This window comes from Rhodobacteraceae bacterium S2214 (genome assembly GCA_025141675.1).
Taxonomy (GTDB): Bacteria; Pseudomonadota; Alphaproteobacteria; order Rhodobacterales; family Rhodobacteraceae; genus Yoonia.
The window spans coordinates 2,393,794-2,407,655 of the sequence record CP081161.1 but is presented as its reverse complement, the minus strand read 5'-3'; the positions used below and the strand labels follow the sequence as shown (position 1 = coordinate 2,407,655).

General features: G+C 55.4%; 19 protein-coding genes. 6 read left to right on the top strand and 13 right to left on the bottom strand.

What is annotated here, in order from left to right; all coding sequences use genetic code 11:
- The first annotated feature begins 8 nt into the window (after positions 1 to 8).
- Complete coding sequence (rpiB, locus tag K3729_12045) at positions 9 to 461, top strand: ribose 5-phosphate isomerase B (protein ID UWQ98190.1); 453 nt, start codon at positions 9 to 11, stop codon at positions 459 to 461.
- 104 nt (positions 462 to 565) lie between these two features.
- Here the strand turns inward: rpiB and K3729_12040 are convergent, their stop codons facing one another.
- The 7 genes from K3729_12040 to K3729_12010 form a co-directional block, all read right to left on the bottom strand.
- The gene (locus K3729_12040) at positions 566 to 1,162 is read right to left on the bottom strand and encodes a VTT domain-containing protein (GenBank protein UWQ98189.1); all 597 of its coding nucleotides are present in this window, start codon (positions 1,160 to 1,162) and stop codon (positions 566 to 568) included.
- Positions 1,159 to 1,509 carry a hypothetical protein gene (locus K3729_12035; protein ID UWQ98188.1) on the bottom strand — a complete coding sequence of 117 codons (351 nt, stop codon included), beginning with the start codon at positions 1,507 to 1,509 and terminating at the stop codon, positions 1,159 to 1,161. Before K3729_12035 ends, K3729_12040 begins: the two co-directional genes overlap by 4 nt.
- A gap of 53 nt (positions 1,510 to 1,562) precedes the next feature.
- A complete protein-coding gene (locus K3729_12030) occupies positions 1,563 to 2,171 on the bottom strand; it encodes a ferric reductase-like transmembrane domain-containing protein (protein ID UWQ98187.1) in 609 nt (202 codons plus the stop codon).
- A 56-nt stretch (positions 2,172 to 2,227) separates the two neighbouring features.
- Positions 2,228 to 3,073, bottom strand: a complete 846-nt coding sequence (locus K3729_12025) for an NAD(P)H-binding protein (GenBank protein UWQ98186.1) — start codon at positions 3,071 to 3,073, stop codon at positions 2,228 to 2,230.
- 59 nt (positions 3,074 to 3,132) lie between these two features.
- On the bottom strand, positions 3,133 to 3,507 hold the full coding sequence (locus tag K3729_12020; GenBank protein UWR01037.1) for a nuclear transport factor 2 family protein: 375 nt from the start codon (positions 3,505 to 3,507) through the stop codon (positions 3,133 to 3,135).
- A 167-nt stretch (positions 3,508 to 3,674) separates the two neighbouring features.
- Positions 3,675 to 4,517: a nuclear transport factor 2 family protein gene (locus K3729_12015; protein UWQ98185.1), complete on the bottom strand. Its 843-nt coding sequence runs from the start codon at positions 4,515 to 4,517 to the stop codon at positions 3,675 to 3,677.
- Positions 4,518 to 4,573: 56 nt separating this feature from the next.
- Positions 4,574 to 4,849: a DUF2218 domain-containing protein gene (locus K3729_12010; GenBank protein ID UWQ98184.1), complete on the bottom strand. Its 276-nt coding sequence runs from the start codon at positions 4,847 to 4,849 to the stop codon at positions 4,574 to 4,576.
- Positions 4,850 to 4,945: 96 nt separating this feature from the next.
- Between K3729_12010 and K3729_12005 the strand changes: the two genes are divergently transcribed.
- The gene (locus K3729_12005; GenBank protein ID UWQ98183.1) at positions 4,946 to 5,842 is read left to right on the top strand and encodes a LysR family transcriptional regulator; all 897 of its coding nucleotides are present in this window, start codon (positions 4,946 to 4,948) and stop codon (positions 5,840 to 5,842) included.
- Positions 5,843 to 5,885: 43 nt separating this feature from the next.
- Here K3729_12005 and K3729_12000 read toward each other — a convergent pair whose 3' ends face one another.
- Positions 5,886 to 6,725, bottom strand: coding sequence for a MoxR family ATPase (locus tag K3729_12000; protein UWQ98182.1), 840 nt, complete (start codon positions 6,723 to 6,725; stop codon positions 5,886 to 5,888).
- A 186-nt stretch (positions 6,726 to 6,911) separates the two neighbouring features.
- On the opposite strand from K3729_12000, the gene dksA reads away from it, so the two are divergent.
- Positions 6,912 to 7,334: an RNA polymerase-binding protein DksA gene (gene dksA, locus K3729_11995; GenBank protein ID UWR01036.1), complete on the top strand. Its 423-nt coding sequence runs from the start codon at positions 6,912 to 6,914 to the stop codon at positions 7,332 to 7,334.
- A gap of 10 nt (positions 7,335 to 7,344) precedes the next feature.
- A complete protein-coding gene (locus tag K3729_11990; protein ID UWQ98181.1) occupies positions 7,345 to 8,517 on the top strand; it encodes an FAD-dependent monooxygenase in 1,173 nt (390 codons plus the stop codon).
- Here K3729_11990 and K3729_11985 read toward each other — a convergent pair.
- The 5 genes from K3729_11985 to K3729_11965 form a co-directional block, all read right to left on the bottom strand.
- On the bottom strand, positions 8,496 to 8,855 hold the full coding sequence (locus K3729_11985; GenBank protein ID UWQ98180.1) for a hypothetical protein: 360 nt from the start codon (positions 8,853 to 8,855) through the stop codon (positions 8,496 to 8,498). The two genes, K3729_11990 and K3729_11985, sit on opposite strands and share 22 nt — an antisense overlap.
- 69 nt (positions 8,856 to 8,924) lie before the next feature.
- The gene (gene xth, locus K3729_11980; GenBank protein ID UWQ98179.1) at positions 8,925 to 9,707 is read right to left on the bottom strand and encodes an exodeoxyribonuclease III; all 783 of its coding nucleotides are present in this window, start codon (positions 9,705 to 9,707) and stop codon (positions 8,925 to 8,927) included.
- 244 nt (positions 9,708 to 9,951) lie between these two features.
- Positions 9,952 to 10,626: a hypothetical protein gene (locus K3729_11975; protein UWQ98178.1), complete on the bottom strand. Its 675-nt coding sequence runs from the start codon at positions 10,624 to 10,626 to the stop codon at positions 9,952 to 9,954.
- 304 nt (positions 10,627 to 10,930) lie between these two features.
- Entirely contained in the window at positions 10,931 to 11,365 is a 435-nt protein-coding gene (locus K3729_11970; protein ID UWQ98177.1) for an acyl-CoA thioesterase, read from the bottom strand.
- Between the two features lie 58 nt (positions 11,366 to 11,423).
- Positions 11,424 to 11,750 carry an iron-sulfur cluster assembly accessory protein gene (locus tag K3729_11965; GenBank protein ID UWQ98176.1) on the bottom strand — a complete coding sequence of 109 codons (327 nt, stop codon included), beginning with the start codon at positions 11,748 to 11,750 and terminating at the stop codon, positions 11,424 to 11,426.
- 112 nt (positions 11,751 to 11,862) lie between these two features.
- On the opposite strand from K3729_11965, the gene K3729_11960 reads away from it, so the two are divergent.
- Both K3729_11960 and K3729_11955 read left to right on the top strand, forming a co-directional pair.
- Positions 11,863 to 13,023 (top strand): deoxyguanosinetriphosphate triphosphohydrolase, encoded by a 1,161-nt coding sequence (locus K3729_11960; protein UWQ98175.1) that lies wholly within the window; start codon positions 11,863 to 11,865, stop codon positions 13,021 to 13,023.
- A gap of 160 nt (positions 13,024 to 13,183) precedes the next feature.
- Positions 13,184 to 13,795, top strand: coding sequence for a hypothetical protein (locus K3729_11955; protein ID UWQ98174.1), 612 nt, complete (start codon positions 13,184 to 13,186; stop codon positions 13,793 to 13,795).
- The last annotated feature ends 67 nt before the right edge of the window (positions 13,796 to 13,862 follow it).

The window sequence follows — 13,862 nt, the reverse complement described above, 5'->3', positions numbered from 1 at the left end:
CCACGACCATGACTGACAACACACGTATCGTTATTTCAAGCGACCATGCCGATATCGCGATGCGCCAAGCCATTGCGGCGCGCGTGGCTGAGTTGGGCTATGAGGCGGTTGATATCGGCCCGACCACTTCGGAAAGCACCCATTACCCCAAGCATGGCGAAGCGGCTGCGCGGATGGTCGCGTCAGGTGATTGTGCGCTTGGCATTTTGCTGTGCGGCACGGGGCAGGGGATCATGATGGCGGCCAACAAAGTGAAGGGCATCCGCTGCGGCGTCTGCTCTGACACGTTTTCCGCTCGGATGATCCGTGAACATAATAACGCGAATATGTTGTCGATGGGCGCGCGGGTGATCGGCGAAGGCCTTGCGCTGGATATCGTCGATGCGTTTCTTGGAGCAGCCTTTGAGGGCGGCCGCCACGGCACGCGGGTCGACATGATCACAGCGATTGAGGACGCCTAGGCAGGTTTAAGCAACGAGCGCGAATTGATGAATGATCACTTCGCGTTCAATGTTGTGGTTGTACCGTTCACGTCTAACGTCAGGCCCTACTCTCGAAGCTCGGTTTAGAACCAATCGATGATCGCGTCGTAGGCATACAATCCAAGGTAAGCCAGAGCGATATTGTAGATGGTGTTCCCAATGGCCAACGGCACGATGATCCGCCAGTAGTTGTAGCCGATAATGCTGAGCGAGCCGACGACGAAATCGTTGGAGAACGGCGATACAGTCCCGTAAACGAAAAGAGCAGGTGTCACTAATCTGGGGTGACGCGCGAGGCGTTCGGATAAGTGCTCCATCGTTGCCTCGACCCTTGGCGGCAGGCTTGTTTTGACCGTGCGCCCGATCAAATACATCGTGCTGTCACCGATCATGACGCCCATGGCAGTGCTGATCCCAAGCACAACAGGATTCAACCCGCCGGCTGCCAGACTCATCAAAACCAGATGATAAGGAATGCCGGTGAATGTTGTGAAGCCGCCGATCATGCCCAAGGCGAACATTACCACATAGGCATTGGTGGCACCGACCGCGTCAATCAGGTCGTCTGCCGGAAAGCTTGCCACAGCGATCGACATCGCGAGGTATGCACCGACCACCGTAACCACTTTGGCGACGTTCTTGCCGCGTCTTGGGGGCGGATTGATTTCGGCGGCGGTCACTCTGCTGGCCTATCGGTTAGGGGCCGCATGCGGTCGACCGCGAAAGTCCCATCGTCCACAAAGCTGCCCCGCATCATGACATGCTGTCCAATTTCCATTTCCCAGAACGACGCGATATCGCGCAGCTCCGCGTCGGCGGACACGACAAGGACGGTGATCTCGCCGTGTGCGTCCTGAATGCGCGCGCTGTCTGTGGTGACGCTGACGACCTCACCCGCAAGACGGTGATGTGTTTCTTGCGCCTGCATGTAGAGGAAAAACAGCGAGAGCAGCGCGAATGCGACCGCTGTCGCCAGACCGACCAAGAGTGTCCGGCCCAGCGAATAAGGGTGGGTTTTGCGGGTCATCTTGTGCCTTTGTCCATCAGGCTTTGATACCACGGTCGCATTCGATGAACACCCTACGCCGTAACACGCTGGCGGCGGCGCGCCCTTATCGACGAGACGCGGTAGATTTCCAAAAGGACGAGTGGCATGAAGTGTACCAAGGCAGGTCCGACACCGCCCCAATCATGTAATGCCGCCCAGTGGACAAGCGTCAGCACAGCAGCGCCGTATACGAACTGCTGAAGCGTTTTCCAATTGCGGCCCAATTTGCGGACCCAACCGTCTGTTGATGTGATGGCCAATGGCACGAAGATCAGGAAGGCCAGCCAGCCCGTCCAGATATAGAGTTTCGAGATTTCGCCACCGGTGAAGGCCACGGCCCCCTCGTCAATGAGGTAAAGCACCGTATGTGCCAGCGCGTAAAGGAATGCAGCAACGCCAAGGTGACGGCGGCGCTTCATCATCCAGCGCGGCCAGCTTGAATTGCGAAACAACATCATCAACGGCGTAATCATCATCGTGATAATCATAAACCGCGCGGCGAATTCGCCGGATGGGTGAAGGACGTTCTTCACCGCATCGGGATCGCCCGAGGTCAAGCCGAGGATCATGGGAATTGCGGGCAGGCTGAGCAGCGCCCAGAAGGTGTAGGGATGGTCCCAAATGGATTTGAGTGTGGACATGGGGTTTCTCCGAAAGATCGAGAGTTGTACGAAGCGCGGCTGCAGCTCCGTCGCGGTTATTCTGCAAGAGACGAAAAATAGTCGCCCCAGCTTTGATGGGGGCGGCCAGTCACTGTCTCGAAACCTCCTATTCGGTCATAGCTGCCTTTGCTGATGCCGTCATAAATGCCGCCGATGATTGGACCGAAGAAGTCACCCAATTCTGCGGAGCGATCCGCGACAAAGTCTGCCGACGACATTGCGCGATAGGTCAGTTCGGTGTCGAATGCGGCGTTCAGGTGTTCGGCCAGTTGGTTTTGCGTGATGGGCGTGCCGTTCAGGTTGAAGGTCTCACCGTTCAGGTCATCCCGTGTCAGCAAAGCTGTATAGGCATGGGCTAATTCCGACCGCGTGGTGTAACCGCATTTGCCGTTGCCTGCACTGTTGGCGATTTCGCCTTGGGTACGGTAGCTGTCGATATATTCGACATCCGGTTCGATATAGATCCCGTTGCGCCCGATTGCCCAGTCTAGGCCACTGGCGCGGATGTCCGCCTCGGTCTGGCGATTGCTTTGGACAACAGGGGAAAAGGCGGTGCCTTCAATGGGGCCCTGAATGCTGGTGTAGACGATTTTGCGCACCCCTGCGGATTTTGCGGCATCGATTATATTGCGATGCTGCTGAATGCGATCTTCCGGCGGGGCTATGCCGGAGACGAGGATTAGGGCGTCGATGCCTTTGAGCGATGCGCGTAGATCGTTTGGTTTATCATAGTCGCCGGGGCGAACCTGGATACCTAAGCCTTCCACGCGGGCGGGGGTGCGGGCCAGACCTATGACGTTGTCTGTACCAAATCTGTCGATGAGTTTGAGCGCGATTTCGCGGCCCAATTGTCCGGAAACGGCGGTGACGGCGTAAATCATAAGTTTCTCCTACGGGCGGGGGAATGGCCCGATTGGCAGGCCATTCCGGTCAGTAAATATCAGCCGTGATATGCTTGGCTGATTGCGAAGCTGTCTTCGAACCAGTGCCAAAGAACGACCTGTCCATCACGGACCTTGGCGCGCAGGGCGAATGTGAATTCACCCGTTTCTTTGCCTGAATGTGTTGTGATGCCGTTCATCACACCGAAAACGGCCACGGTATCGCCCGATGCGAAAGCGTCGGTGTTTTCCCATTTGGTCGTTTGCAAGTTTTCGGAAAAGACGCCGAGGAAGGTAAAGATGTTTTCCTTGCCACGGGTCTCGCCGATCCACGGCAGGCTTTCGTCGCCTTCATTGTGCCAAACCATGTCATCGGCCATCAGGCTGTTCATTTTTTCCATGTCGCCTGATCCCATCGCGCCCATAAAGGCCATGACTGTGTCGAATGATGCTTGTGTTTCTTCGTCCATTTCTTGTGCTCCTGCTTGTGTTCCAAGGATGATCGCCAGCGATGCGCCGAGCGACGTTGTGAGTAATGTTCTACGGTTCATTTTTTGCTCCTGTTTGGTGCGCCGCGGGCGGGCCGCGGCGCTACGGTGGATTAGAATTTGCCGGCTTCGTTGTGTGCCGCGTCTGCGGCTGGCATCGGCGCGATGACATCCCAATGTTCGACGATCAGTCCGTCTTCGACGCGGAACAGGTCGTAAAATGCGGTAGGGTCTTCACCGAGCGTGCCTTCGGACATTGTCAGTACGAAGTTGCCTTCGCCGATGACCTTATGGACCTTGGTGTAGTCCATGCTGATGCCTTGCTGGGCCATCTCAGCCATGAATGCGCCGAAGCCTTCCAATCCATCTGCAACCATCGGGTTGTGCTGGATGTATGTGACAGGGCTGATGTAATCGGTGATGTTGACCTCAGCATGTTCGATCAATGATTTGGTCAGAAAATCTTCAACCAGCGCCTTGTTCGCTTCGGTTTGATCAAGATCGGTGATCTCGGTCGCGCCGTCGATCTGGCTGCGGCCTGACGGGTTCAGGGGCTGTTCGGAGATCAGGTTGTCCCAGTGTTCAGCGATCTTGCCGTCCTCGACACGGAAAACGTCGAAACCAATGACCGGATCGGGACCGAAGCCTTCGTAACGGGCATGGACGGCGACGATATCATCATCGGCGATCACGCGGATATATTCAGCGCTAAAGTCACCATTGCCGGACAGGAAGCCGACAACGCCTTTTTGGGCTTCGATGCCGTTTGCGAACATGTCGTTATGCTGGATAATGTCGGTCGCGAAATACTGATCAACAGCGTCGACATCGCCCGCCAAGAGCGTGTTTTCCAACGCCTCAAGAACAAATGCCTTGTTTTCCGCGCTGTCAGCTATCGCGGTGATTGGTAGCGCAACTGCGATGGCGGCGGTGGCCATAAGTGTTTTCGTAGTCATGTTTAACTCCAGGTTTCAGGGGTGATTTGGTCAGGTCGATGGGTGGAACGCGTGGCTTAGTGCCATTCGATTTGCGGGTTCTCGCGGAAGGCGAAACGTTCGAGGTGACTGGCAATAATCTGTGCTGTTTTGTCGAGATCGGCCTTGTTTTCCGCGGACACTTTCATGTCGAGCGCGGCGTCGTTCGCGGCCAATTCGCACTGTCCAAACGGGAGGTCGATCCGGCCAGTATTTCCGTCCAGTTCTACCGGAACCTTATGGCCGAAGTGCTTGCACAGCGTGCCGAGGTAGCGTTGCGCCTGTTCTGTCTTGAATGTTGTTTCTGCGTTCATCGGGGTGTTCCTTCAGTGTTGAAAACACATCTAGTCCCGTTGATCTGTTTCGAATATGGTATGAATATTGACTTCATAGTTCCGAAAAAGAGATCAATGATTAACCACCTGAAACACATGGCCGTTTTTGCCCGCGTCGTCGATAAAGGGTCATTTAGCGCTGCGGCACAGGATCTTGGCGTGGCCCCGTCGCGCGTAAGTCAGACGATTACTGATCTTGAAAGTTATCTCGGCACGACCCTGCTTTATCGCACGACACGCAAGCTTGCGCTGACGGGTGAGGGCAGAACGCTTTATCGACGCGTCACGGAAATGTTGCGCAGTGCCGAAGCCGGGTTCAATGAAATTAACGCCAATACGAATGACCCAGTCGGCGCGCTGCGCGTGTCTGTTCCGGCGTTTCTGGCTATGTCTGATCTTTCAACCGCCATGGCCAATTTTATCAAACGGTATCCGAACGTGGCGCTTTCACTTTATTATAACGATCGGAAGGTCGAGATCATCGAAAACGGGTTCGATCTTGCCATTAAAGCGGGTTCGCTTGCGGACAGCGCGATGATGTCTCGCAAGCTAGGCGCTATCCCGCGCGCGTTGGTCGCTGGTGTCGAATACGCAGCCGCCCGTTCGGTCCCCCAGCGACCCAAAGACCTCGAAAATTGGGACTGGATCCAGTACCAGCAGCGGTCAGACACGGTCGACCTGATGTCCGAAAAGGGCAAAATGGAAAAGGTCGGCGGGCAATCGCAGATTGAGGTTGATAGCGTCAACGCGCTCTATCACTTCGCCCAGCAGAACGTGGGCACAACAGTGCTGACGGAAAATCTGGCCGCGCAAGGGGTCGCGTCTGGCGCACTTGTCCGCTTGTTGCCCAAGTGGCGGCCGCCCGACATTGATCTGCACGCTGTGTGGCCGGATTCGTCACGGCGGGAAAATCTGACACTACTGTTCGTGCGGTTCCTTGCTGATGAACTTGGCCGCGAAGCGAAATCCTAAGCTGGGCGGTAGATGGCGCGCGAGCGCCAAGGCTGAGGATCGATTACCGCCCGCCGCGCGCCATGAATGCCAGCCGTTCGAAGAGGTGAACGTCTTGTTCGTTTTTCAGCAGCGCGCCGTGTAGTTTGGGCAATGCGTTAGCACCGTCGCGTTTTAGGTCTTCTGGCGAAAGATCTTCGGCCAGCAGCAGTTTCAGCCAATCGATGACCTCCGATGTCGACGGCTTCTTCTTCAAACCCTGCGTTTCGCGGATTTCGTAGAATTGCGTCAGCGCTGCCGTCAGCAGGGCGTCTTTGATCCCCGGATGGTGGACTTCGACGATTTTGCGCAGTGTCTCCATGTCCGGGAACCGGATGTAGTGGAAGAAGCAGCGGCGTAGAAACGCGTCTGGCAATTCTTTCTCGTTATTTGACGTGATGATGACGACAGGCCTGTTAACCGCTTTGACAGTTTCTCCGGTCTCGTAAACGTGAAACTCCATCTTATCGAGCTCTTGAAGCAGGTCGTTCGGGAACTCGATATCGGCCTTGTCGATCTCATCAATCAGCAAAACGGATCGGCGTTCAGCCGTGAAAGCCTGCCACAGTTTGCCGCGCCGGATGTAGTTCGACACGTCGTTGACCTTTTCATCCCCAAGTTGACTGTCCCGCAGGCGGCTGACGGCATCATATTCGTACAGACCTTGCTGTGCTTTCGTCGTAGATTTGACGTGCCATTCAATCATGGGCATGTCTAACGCCGCGCTGACCTGACGGGCGAGTTCTGTTTTGCCTGTGCCCGGCTCGCCTTTAACGAGCAGGGGGCGTTCCAGCGTGACGGCCGCATTCACCGCCATCTTAAGGTCGTCAGTCGCGATGTAGTCGTCGGTGCCGGTAAATTGCATAAGTCATGTCCTTGGTTTCGCTGGATACATTATCAGCAATGCGCCTGGCTTCAACACCTCGCGATAAACAGGAAAAGGGGGTGACAATTCAAAGGTTAGGGCGTAAACGACCCACAGTTCAGTGGGGGTCCGGACATGTCTGATAATTTAGCTGATGCGTCCTTGGACCAAGTGAGGGAAATTGACATGAAAGCCGAAGTTTTCTTGCCAGAGGATTATAGCCCAGCTGAAGACGAGCCGTTCATGAACGACCGTCAGACAGAATACTTCCGCCGCAAATTGCTGGCTTGGAAGTCTGACATCGTTGAAAACAGCTCTGATACAGTGGCAAGTATGAAAGACCAGACGCGCAACATCCCTGATGTTGCCGATCGTGCGTCCGAAGAAACTGACCGTGCGCTGGAATTGCGTACACGGGATCGCGAACGCAAATTGGTGTCCAAAATTGATGCAGCGCTGCGCCGGATTGAAGAAGACGAATACGGGTACTGTTCTATCACAGGCGAACCGATCAGTCTGAAACGTCTGGACGCACGTCCAATCGCCACGATGAGCCTTGAGGCGCAAGAGCGTCACGAGCGTCGTGAAAAAGTTCACCGCGACGACTAAGGTCGGATTGGTGCAAGCTAACAAGGGTCGCCGTGTTGCCGTTATCGGGGCAGGGATCGGCGGCCTGACCACCGCATTGGCGTTTGCCCTGACAGGTGCAGAGGTCACGGTTTACGAACAGGCAGACGCACTGGCCGAAGTCGGGGCAGGTCTGCAAATTACCCCAAATGGTGCGCGGGTTTTGAACGCGCTTGGTCTTGAAGACGCTTTGGCGGCTGTCGGCGTTGCTGCACAGGCCGTGTGTCCAATGGATGCGATAACGGGCCGCCAGATCGCGCGGTTTGATCTGACCACGCAAGATCCGGTTTACCGCTTTTATCACCGCGCTGATTTGTTGGCCGTCCTAGCGGACGGATGCCGCGGGGCGGGCGTGACGATCAAGCTGGGGTGCCGGATTGATACCGTGTCATCGGATGGCCGGTTCGTCGCGGATGGCGAGACAATTGAACCGCTTTTGACGATTGGCGCGGATGGTCTGCATTCCAGTACGCGTCCATTGTTGAATGGGCCGGAAAAGCCGTTCTTTACCGGACAAGTTGCTTGGCGTGCGTTGGTGCGTCGCGAAGATGCCGCGCCGCGTGCGCAAATCTGGATGGCACCGGGGCGACATGTCGTGACTTATCCGCTGCGGGACGGGATGCTGAATGTCGTTGCCGTTCAGGAACGCTCCGATTGGGCCGCCGAAGGCTGGCACCACGAAGATAACCCTGCGAACATGCAAGCCGTGTTTGCGGATATGGGCGATGACCTGCGGGTTATTCTGGCAGATGTGACGGACGCGCGGTTATGGGGCTTGTTCCGCCATCCGGTTGCCGACCATTGGCAGCAGGACGGTATCTTGGCCTTGGTCGGGGATGCTGCCCACCCGACGCTGCCGTTTTTGGCACAAGGCGCGAACCTCGCGATTGAAGACGGGTTGGCGCTGGCCGCCTGTTGCCAGCATGATCCGTCATTGGAGCGGGCATTGGAGAACTACCAAGCGCTCCGCCGCCCGCGCGTGTCTAAGGCGATCAAAGCGGCGAATGCGAATGCCCGCAATTATCATTTGGATGGTGTGCAGCGCAGGATTGCGCATGCGGGTCTGGGCGTGTTGGGGGCCATCGCACCAAATGCGTTTCTTAGTCGGTTGGCTTGGCTCTACGATCACGATGCCGCAGCGGTTCACCAGTTTGCGGCAGTTTGATGCGTCACATTGTCGATCACCGTATGTGACGAAAAATCGACCCGGTAGACTTGGCGGTCAATGTCCATATAGACCCAACCATCCTGTACGGGGGGTAGCCCGTAATAATCCGCCATAATGATCACATTGTATTCGCCACGCGGCAGCGTCGTACCTGCATCAAGCATATCAACCTTTGGTGCACGGCGTTGCCGCAGTTGGGGTTTGGCAGTGGTCGGTTCTCCCGCGACAACACACGATGCGCCAGTCGTTTGCATCGCGCAGCTTTGCGCGGTCGCGGTCAGAGGAATCGAGGACGCGGTCAAGAGAAAACCGACAAAAGTGATTAACTTCAGCATGATACAAGCCCTTCTTTATATGCAATGTTGCGTAAAGAACGGACAGTCAGCGAAAAAGTTCCGACTATTTTAGGCTTTGAGGTCGACCCAGACCGGCACGTGGTCGGATGGCTTTTCGCGGCCACGGACCTCTTTTTCGATCCAGCAGTCTTGCAGCATGTCCGCGCATTGTGGTGTCAGCAGGAAGTGATCGATACGGATGCCATCGTCTTTGTTCCACGCGCCTGCTTGGTAGTCCCAGAAGCTGTAGTGGCCGGGGCCGAGGGTGCGGGACCGGAACGCTTCGGTAAACCCAAGGTTCAGGATTTTGCGGTAGGCTGCACGGCTTTCGGGGCGGAAAAGCGCGTCGTCGGTCCAGACTTCGGGGCGTTTGGCGTCTTCGGGCTGCGGGATGATGTTGTAATCGCCCGCCATCAGCGCGGGCATTTCATCCGCAAGCAACTGTTGGCCGCGGGCGTATAGCCGTTCCATCCAAGCGAGTTTGTAATCGTATTTCGGGCCGGGGGCAGGGTTGCCGTTGGGCAGGTATAGGCCGCAGACGCGCACGGCGTCAGTTTCGCCAATCACCGTGGCCTCGATCCAGCGGGCCTGTTCGTCTTCGTCGTCACCGGGTAAGCCGCGTGTGACGTCCTCTAGCGGAAGTTTCGACAGTATGGCGACGCCATTGAAGCCCTTTTGGCCGTGGGTTTCGACAGTGTAGCCGAGGTCTTCGATCACTTCGCGGGGGAAACCTTCGTCAACGGACTTGATTTCTTGCAGCAGGGCCACGTCAGGCGCGCTTTCTTTAAGCCAGTCGGTCAATGCGTTGATCCGGGCTTTGACACCGTTGATGTTGAAAGTCGCGATTTTCATGGATTGGCCCCCGATTGCTTGGGAGTGATCTATCACAATGAAATGGATTGGCCACTGGTGTGGGGGATAATCGTGTGGGGTGAATGTTTGACGTGGATTTATTAATTTCTTAGCGCTAATCGGAAGTTTGCCAGATGCGGCCTTAGCGAGCTTTCGCAGTGGTGACCGAGGGGCGCATCCACGAGTGGCTTTCGTCAGTGGAACAACGCTTTTTAGTATTCATCGAATGTCGGAATACGTGGATCTATTTCCGTTGGATTTCAATGAGAGCAGGCACACTTTCCCGGGCCGCTTGAATAACGGGTGCGAGCTTAGTCGCCCAATTTGCATCTAAGACCGGCCAACCCGGTTCGCCGGACCATTGAAACGTCCCATATGAAACGGTAACCGCTAAAAATGGATCAAGCTGAAAACTCACATCGCAGTATTCCGCACCTAGTTCTTTCTGCCGACCACTGAAGCTTGGCTTGCAGTTTAGAACAAAGCCCCTATCACCATCCGTGAATACATACTCTCCGATTGGTGTTTCATAACGTTGCAGATTGGGCAGCTCTGACGCCGTGACCTCAAATTGGTCACGGACATGTGTGATCTGCCCATAGGAAAGCACAACACGTCTTGTTGCGGCAGGAAAGCCATATTTTCCCACTAGTAGTTCAGGATCCTGCCAAGTTATGCGTCTTATAAGACCCAGATCGCTTTTTGCATCATCCGGATTTATGCGGACGTCAAAAAAAGGGCTGTCAGCTAGATCCAGACAGATTTTTGACTGTATTACTACAAAACCAGTACGAGGCGCAGAACAACCGTCGGTGGTTGGCGGATCACGCGAGTATTTTGGCGGGGCGGGCCAAAAATAAAGGAGAGCTAAAAAAGAAGCGGCCCCTAGAACAAGGGTTTTTTTAACCGGATTTTTCATATTTCTGCCGTGATCCGAGAGAATACCAGCCTCCCTTAGATAGTAAGAAGATTGTTTTTAACAGGCTATGTTCAGGAAAATCTCACCCAAAAAGAGCATATGAATGTGAACCTTGCCAATCGTAGGATCGTGCGGGACCCCTAGATCTAGAGGTAGGCGATTAACCTCCGTATGCACACAAAGCGATGTTCCCCGAAACGCACAATTTTCTAGGCATGGGCTCGAAGCAGACCTTCGTCGCAGCGTGACCCTAGGCGTTATTGGTGTACGGTAGGTCGATTAGTCGCGTAACGTAACAAATCGTTCAGCTGTCAAACACAGGCCGAGAGTTGCCGTCGTCATCAAGCGCCACAAAAACAAAGTCCGCGTCGGTCACTTTCGCGGCTTTGTCGGAATAGCGGGGGCGGCCCCATGCGTCGACGTGGATGCGCATAGATGTGCGGCCGACTTTGCGCAGGGTGGCGTAGAGGGTGACTTCGTCGCCGACTTTGACGGGCCGCAGGAATTGCAGCGCCTCGACCGATACCGTGGCACAGCGTCCTTGCGACACGCGGCCTGCCATGTTGCCTGCTGCGAGGTCCATTTGGGACATCAGCCAGCCGCCAAAGATATCGCCGGATGGGTTCGTGTCGGCAGGCATCGCGATGGTGCGAATGACAAGTACGCCTTCGTCTTGCTGACGCCCATGCGATCCGCGTTGTTGGCCCAGCTCAAGCGTTTTGTCAGTGTCGTCAGTCATTTGCGCGGTATCCTTTAGCCAATCTAACCCTATTAGTGGGGCAGATTAGCCGGAAAGGCTACATTGAAAAGGACGTGCCGCAGCCGCAGGATGATGTTGCGTTGGGGTTTTCGATGACGAACCGCGCGCCGATCAATTCCTCGGAGAACGTGATCACGGCGTCCGTCAGAAACGGCAGTGAGACGCTGTCGATCAGGACCTTTTCGCCTTGGCCTTCAAGGATCAGATCGTCTTCTTTGGGTTCGTCCAGATCGATTTCGTATTGGAAACCGGAACAGCCGCCGCCCTCAACGGCGACACGCAATGCTTTGCCTTGCGCCGCCGCACCAATTTCAGCGAGACGTTCAAACGCGCGTTCTGTGACTTTTGGGGGCAGGGTTAGCATCTTGGCACCTTACGATCTGGTTACGTTTGCAATATAGAGACGGCAGGCAAACACAACAAGACCGTCGCAGGGCAATGCGATGACTTGTGAAGATAAAAGGGCAGGGACACCAATGGCAGCCCCCTATGCAACCGACCCCGCAAATCCGCGCGGGCGGCTTTATCCTGAGGTGGAAAGCACCTTTCGGTCTCCGTTTCAGCGCGACCGCGACCGGATTATCCACGCGAGCGCCTTTCGGCGGTTGAAACATAAGACCCAAGTGTTCGTAGAACATGAAGGCGATTATTTCCGCACACGTTTGACCCACTCGATTGAAGTGGCACAGGTGGCGCGGACTGTGGCTGCGGCACTGGATTTGAACGTGGAGCTGACCGAGGCTGTCGCGTTGGCCCATGATCTTGGGCACACGCCCTTTGGTCATACCGGCGAAGAGGCGTTGGATGCATTGATGGCCCCATATGGCGGGTTTGATCATAACGCGCAGGCCTTGCGGATCGTGACTGATCTGGAACGCCATTACGCCGAATGGGACGGGCTGAACCTGACGTGGGAGACGCTTGAAGGCATCGCTAAACACAACGGACCCGTCACTGGTGATGTTCCCTATGCGCTGTCTGCATACAACGACCGCCATGATCTGGAACTGCACACGCATGCCAGCGCCGAAGCACAAGTTGCCGCCTTAGCAGATGATATTGCGTATAATAACCATGACTTACACGATGGTCTTCGTGCGGAGTTGTTCAGCACGGATGACCTTGCTGAGCTGCCGATCCTAGATGATTGCTTCAAGCGCGTGGATCACAAATATCCGGGGTTGAATTATTACCGTCGCCGGCATGAAGCCTTACGCCGCTTCTTTGGTATTCTTGTGGAAGATGTGATTGTTCTGGCCCGCCGTAATCTGGCGGAGCTTGATCCGCATTCCGTGCATGATGTCCGTCATGCGGGCCGTATGGTGATCCAGTTTACGCCCGAGATTTGGAAAGACCTTAAGGTTATTCGCCAGTTCCTGTTCGAACGGATGTACCGCGCCCCTGCAGTCGTCGAAATGCGGGTAGAGGTCACGGCCATGGTCGACTCGCTGTTCCCGTTTTTTATGGAAAACCCGCAAGAATTGCCCAAACAATGGCGCAAGGACGTGGATGCGGCCCCTGATCAGATCACGCTGGCGCGCATCGTGGCGGATTACATTGCGGGCATGACAGACCGGTTTGCGATCCAAGAACACGGGCGTCTTTTGGGTGGGGTATCCGGTCTCAAGGGAACGTGACGGGTGCTGACTGCCAAATAGTTAACAAAAGGTTAATTTCCGCAGATTTGACATATTCTCGTCACCCAAAAGACGTGCGCCGATAGTCTTTTGCGCTCAACAAAGGGTTCCGCGCTTTCATGCGCAGGCGCCACGCGATTGAGACGAGAAGGGTAGTTCTGTGAAGCGAACGCATGTTTTATGCGGCGTTTTGTGTGCGCTGTGCATTGATGCAGGTGCCACAATTGCGGCGACCACGATATACACGGATAGGGCTGCTTTCGATATTGCGACAGGTGGCAGTCTCAATTTTGAAGACTTCAGTGATACGACTTTCGAGAACGTAGCGATCAGTTCGGATGCCGGTTTTGTCACCAGCGGCTTTTTCCGCGACAGGCCGACGCCAAGCAGCTTTTTTCAGTCAGGCGATACGACCACCTACACGTTTGCGTCGCCGACCACCGCATTTGGTGGTGATTTTGACCTGTCGCCGCGCGGAAACGGAAATGGGTTGCGGTTTGTCCTGAGCAACGGAGAGATCGTTTCGGAAGAAATCGGTGCGCCGTTCGAAGGATTTTGGGGGTTCGTTTCGGATTTGTCCTTTACGTCCGTGACTGTTCAGGCTGGATCTGGCCCAGGTCGTGCTGAAACCCATAATTTCGACAACTTTTCTTTCGGCTTGGCGCAACCTGTCGCGCCTGTTCCGGTGCCAGCTGGGTTGCCGCTTTTACTGTCGGGATTGCTGGCTTTTGTGGGCTGGCGGCGCTGGATGGGACGCAAAGCTGCGGTTTAACTGGTTTCTCTCCCCTTGTGATCTAGGTTTTGCATGATAGGCAATACGCCTGCGACAGGAGAATACT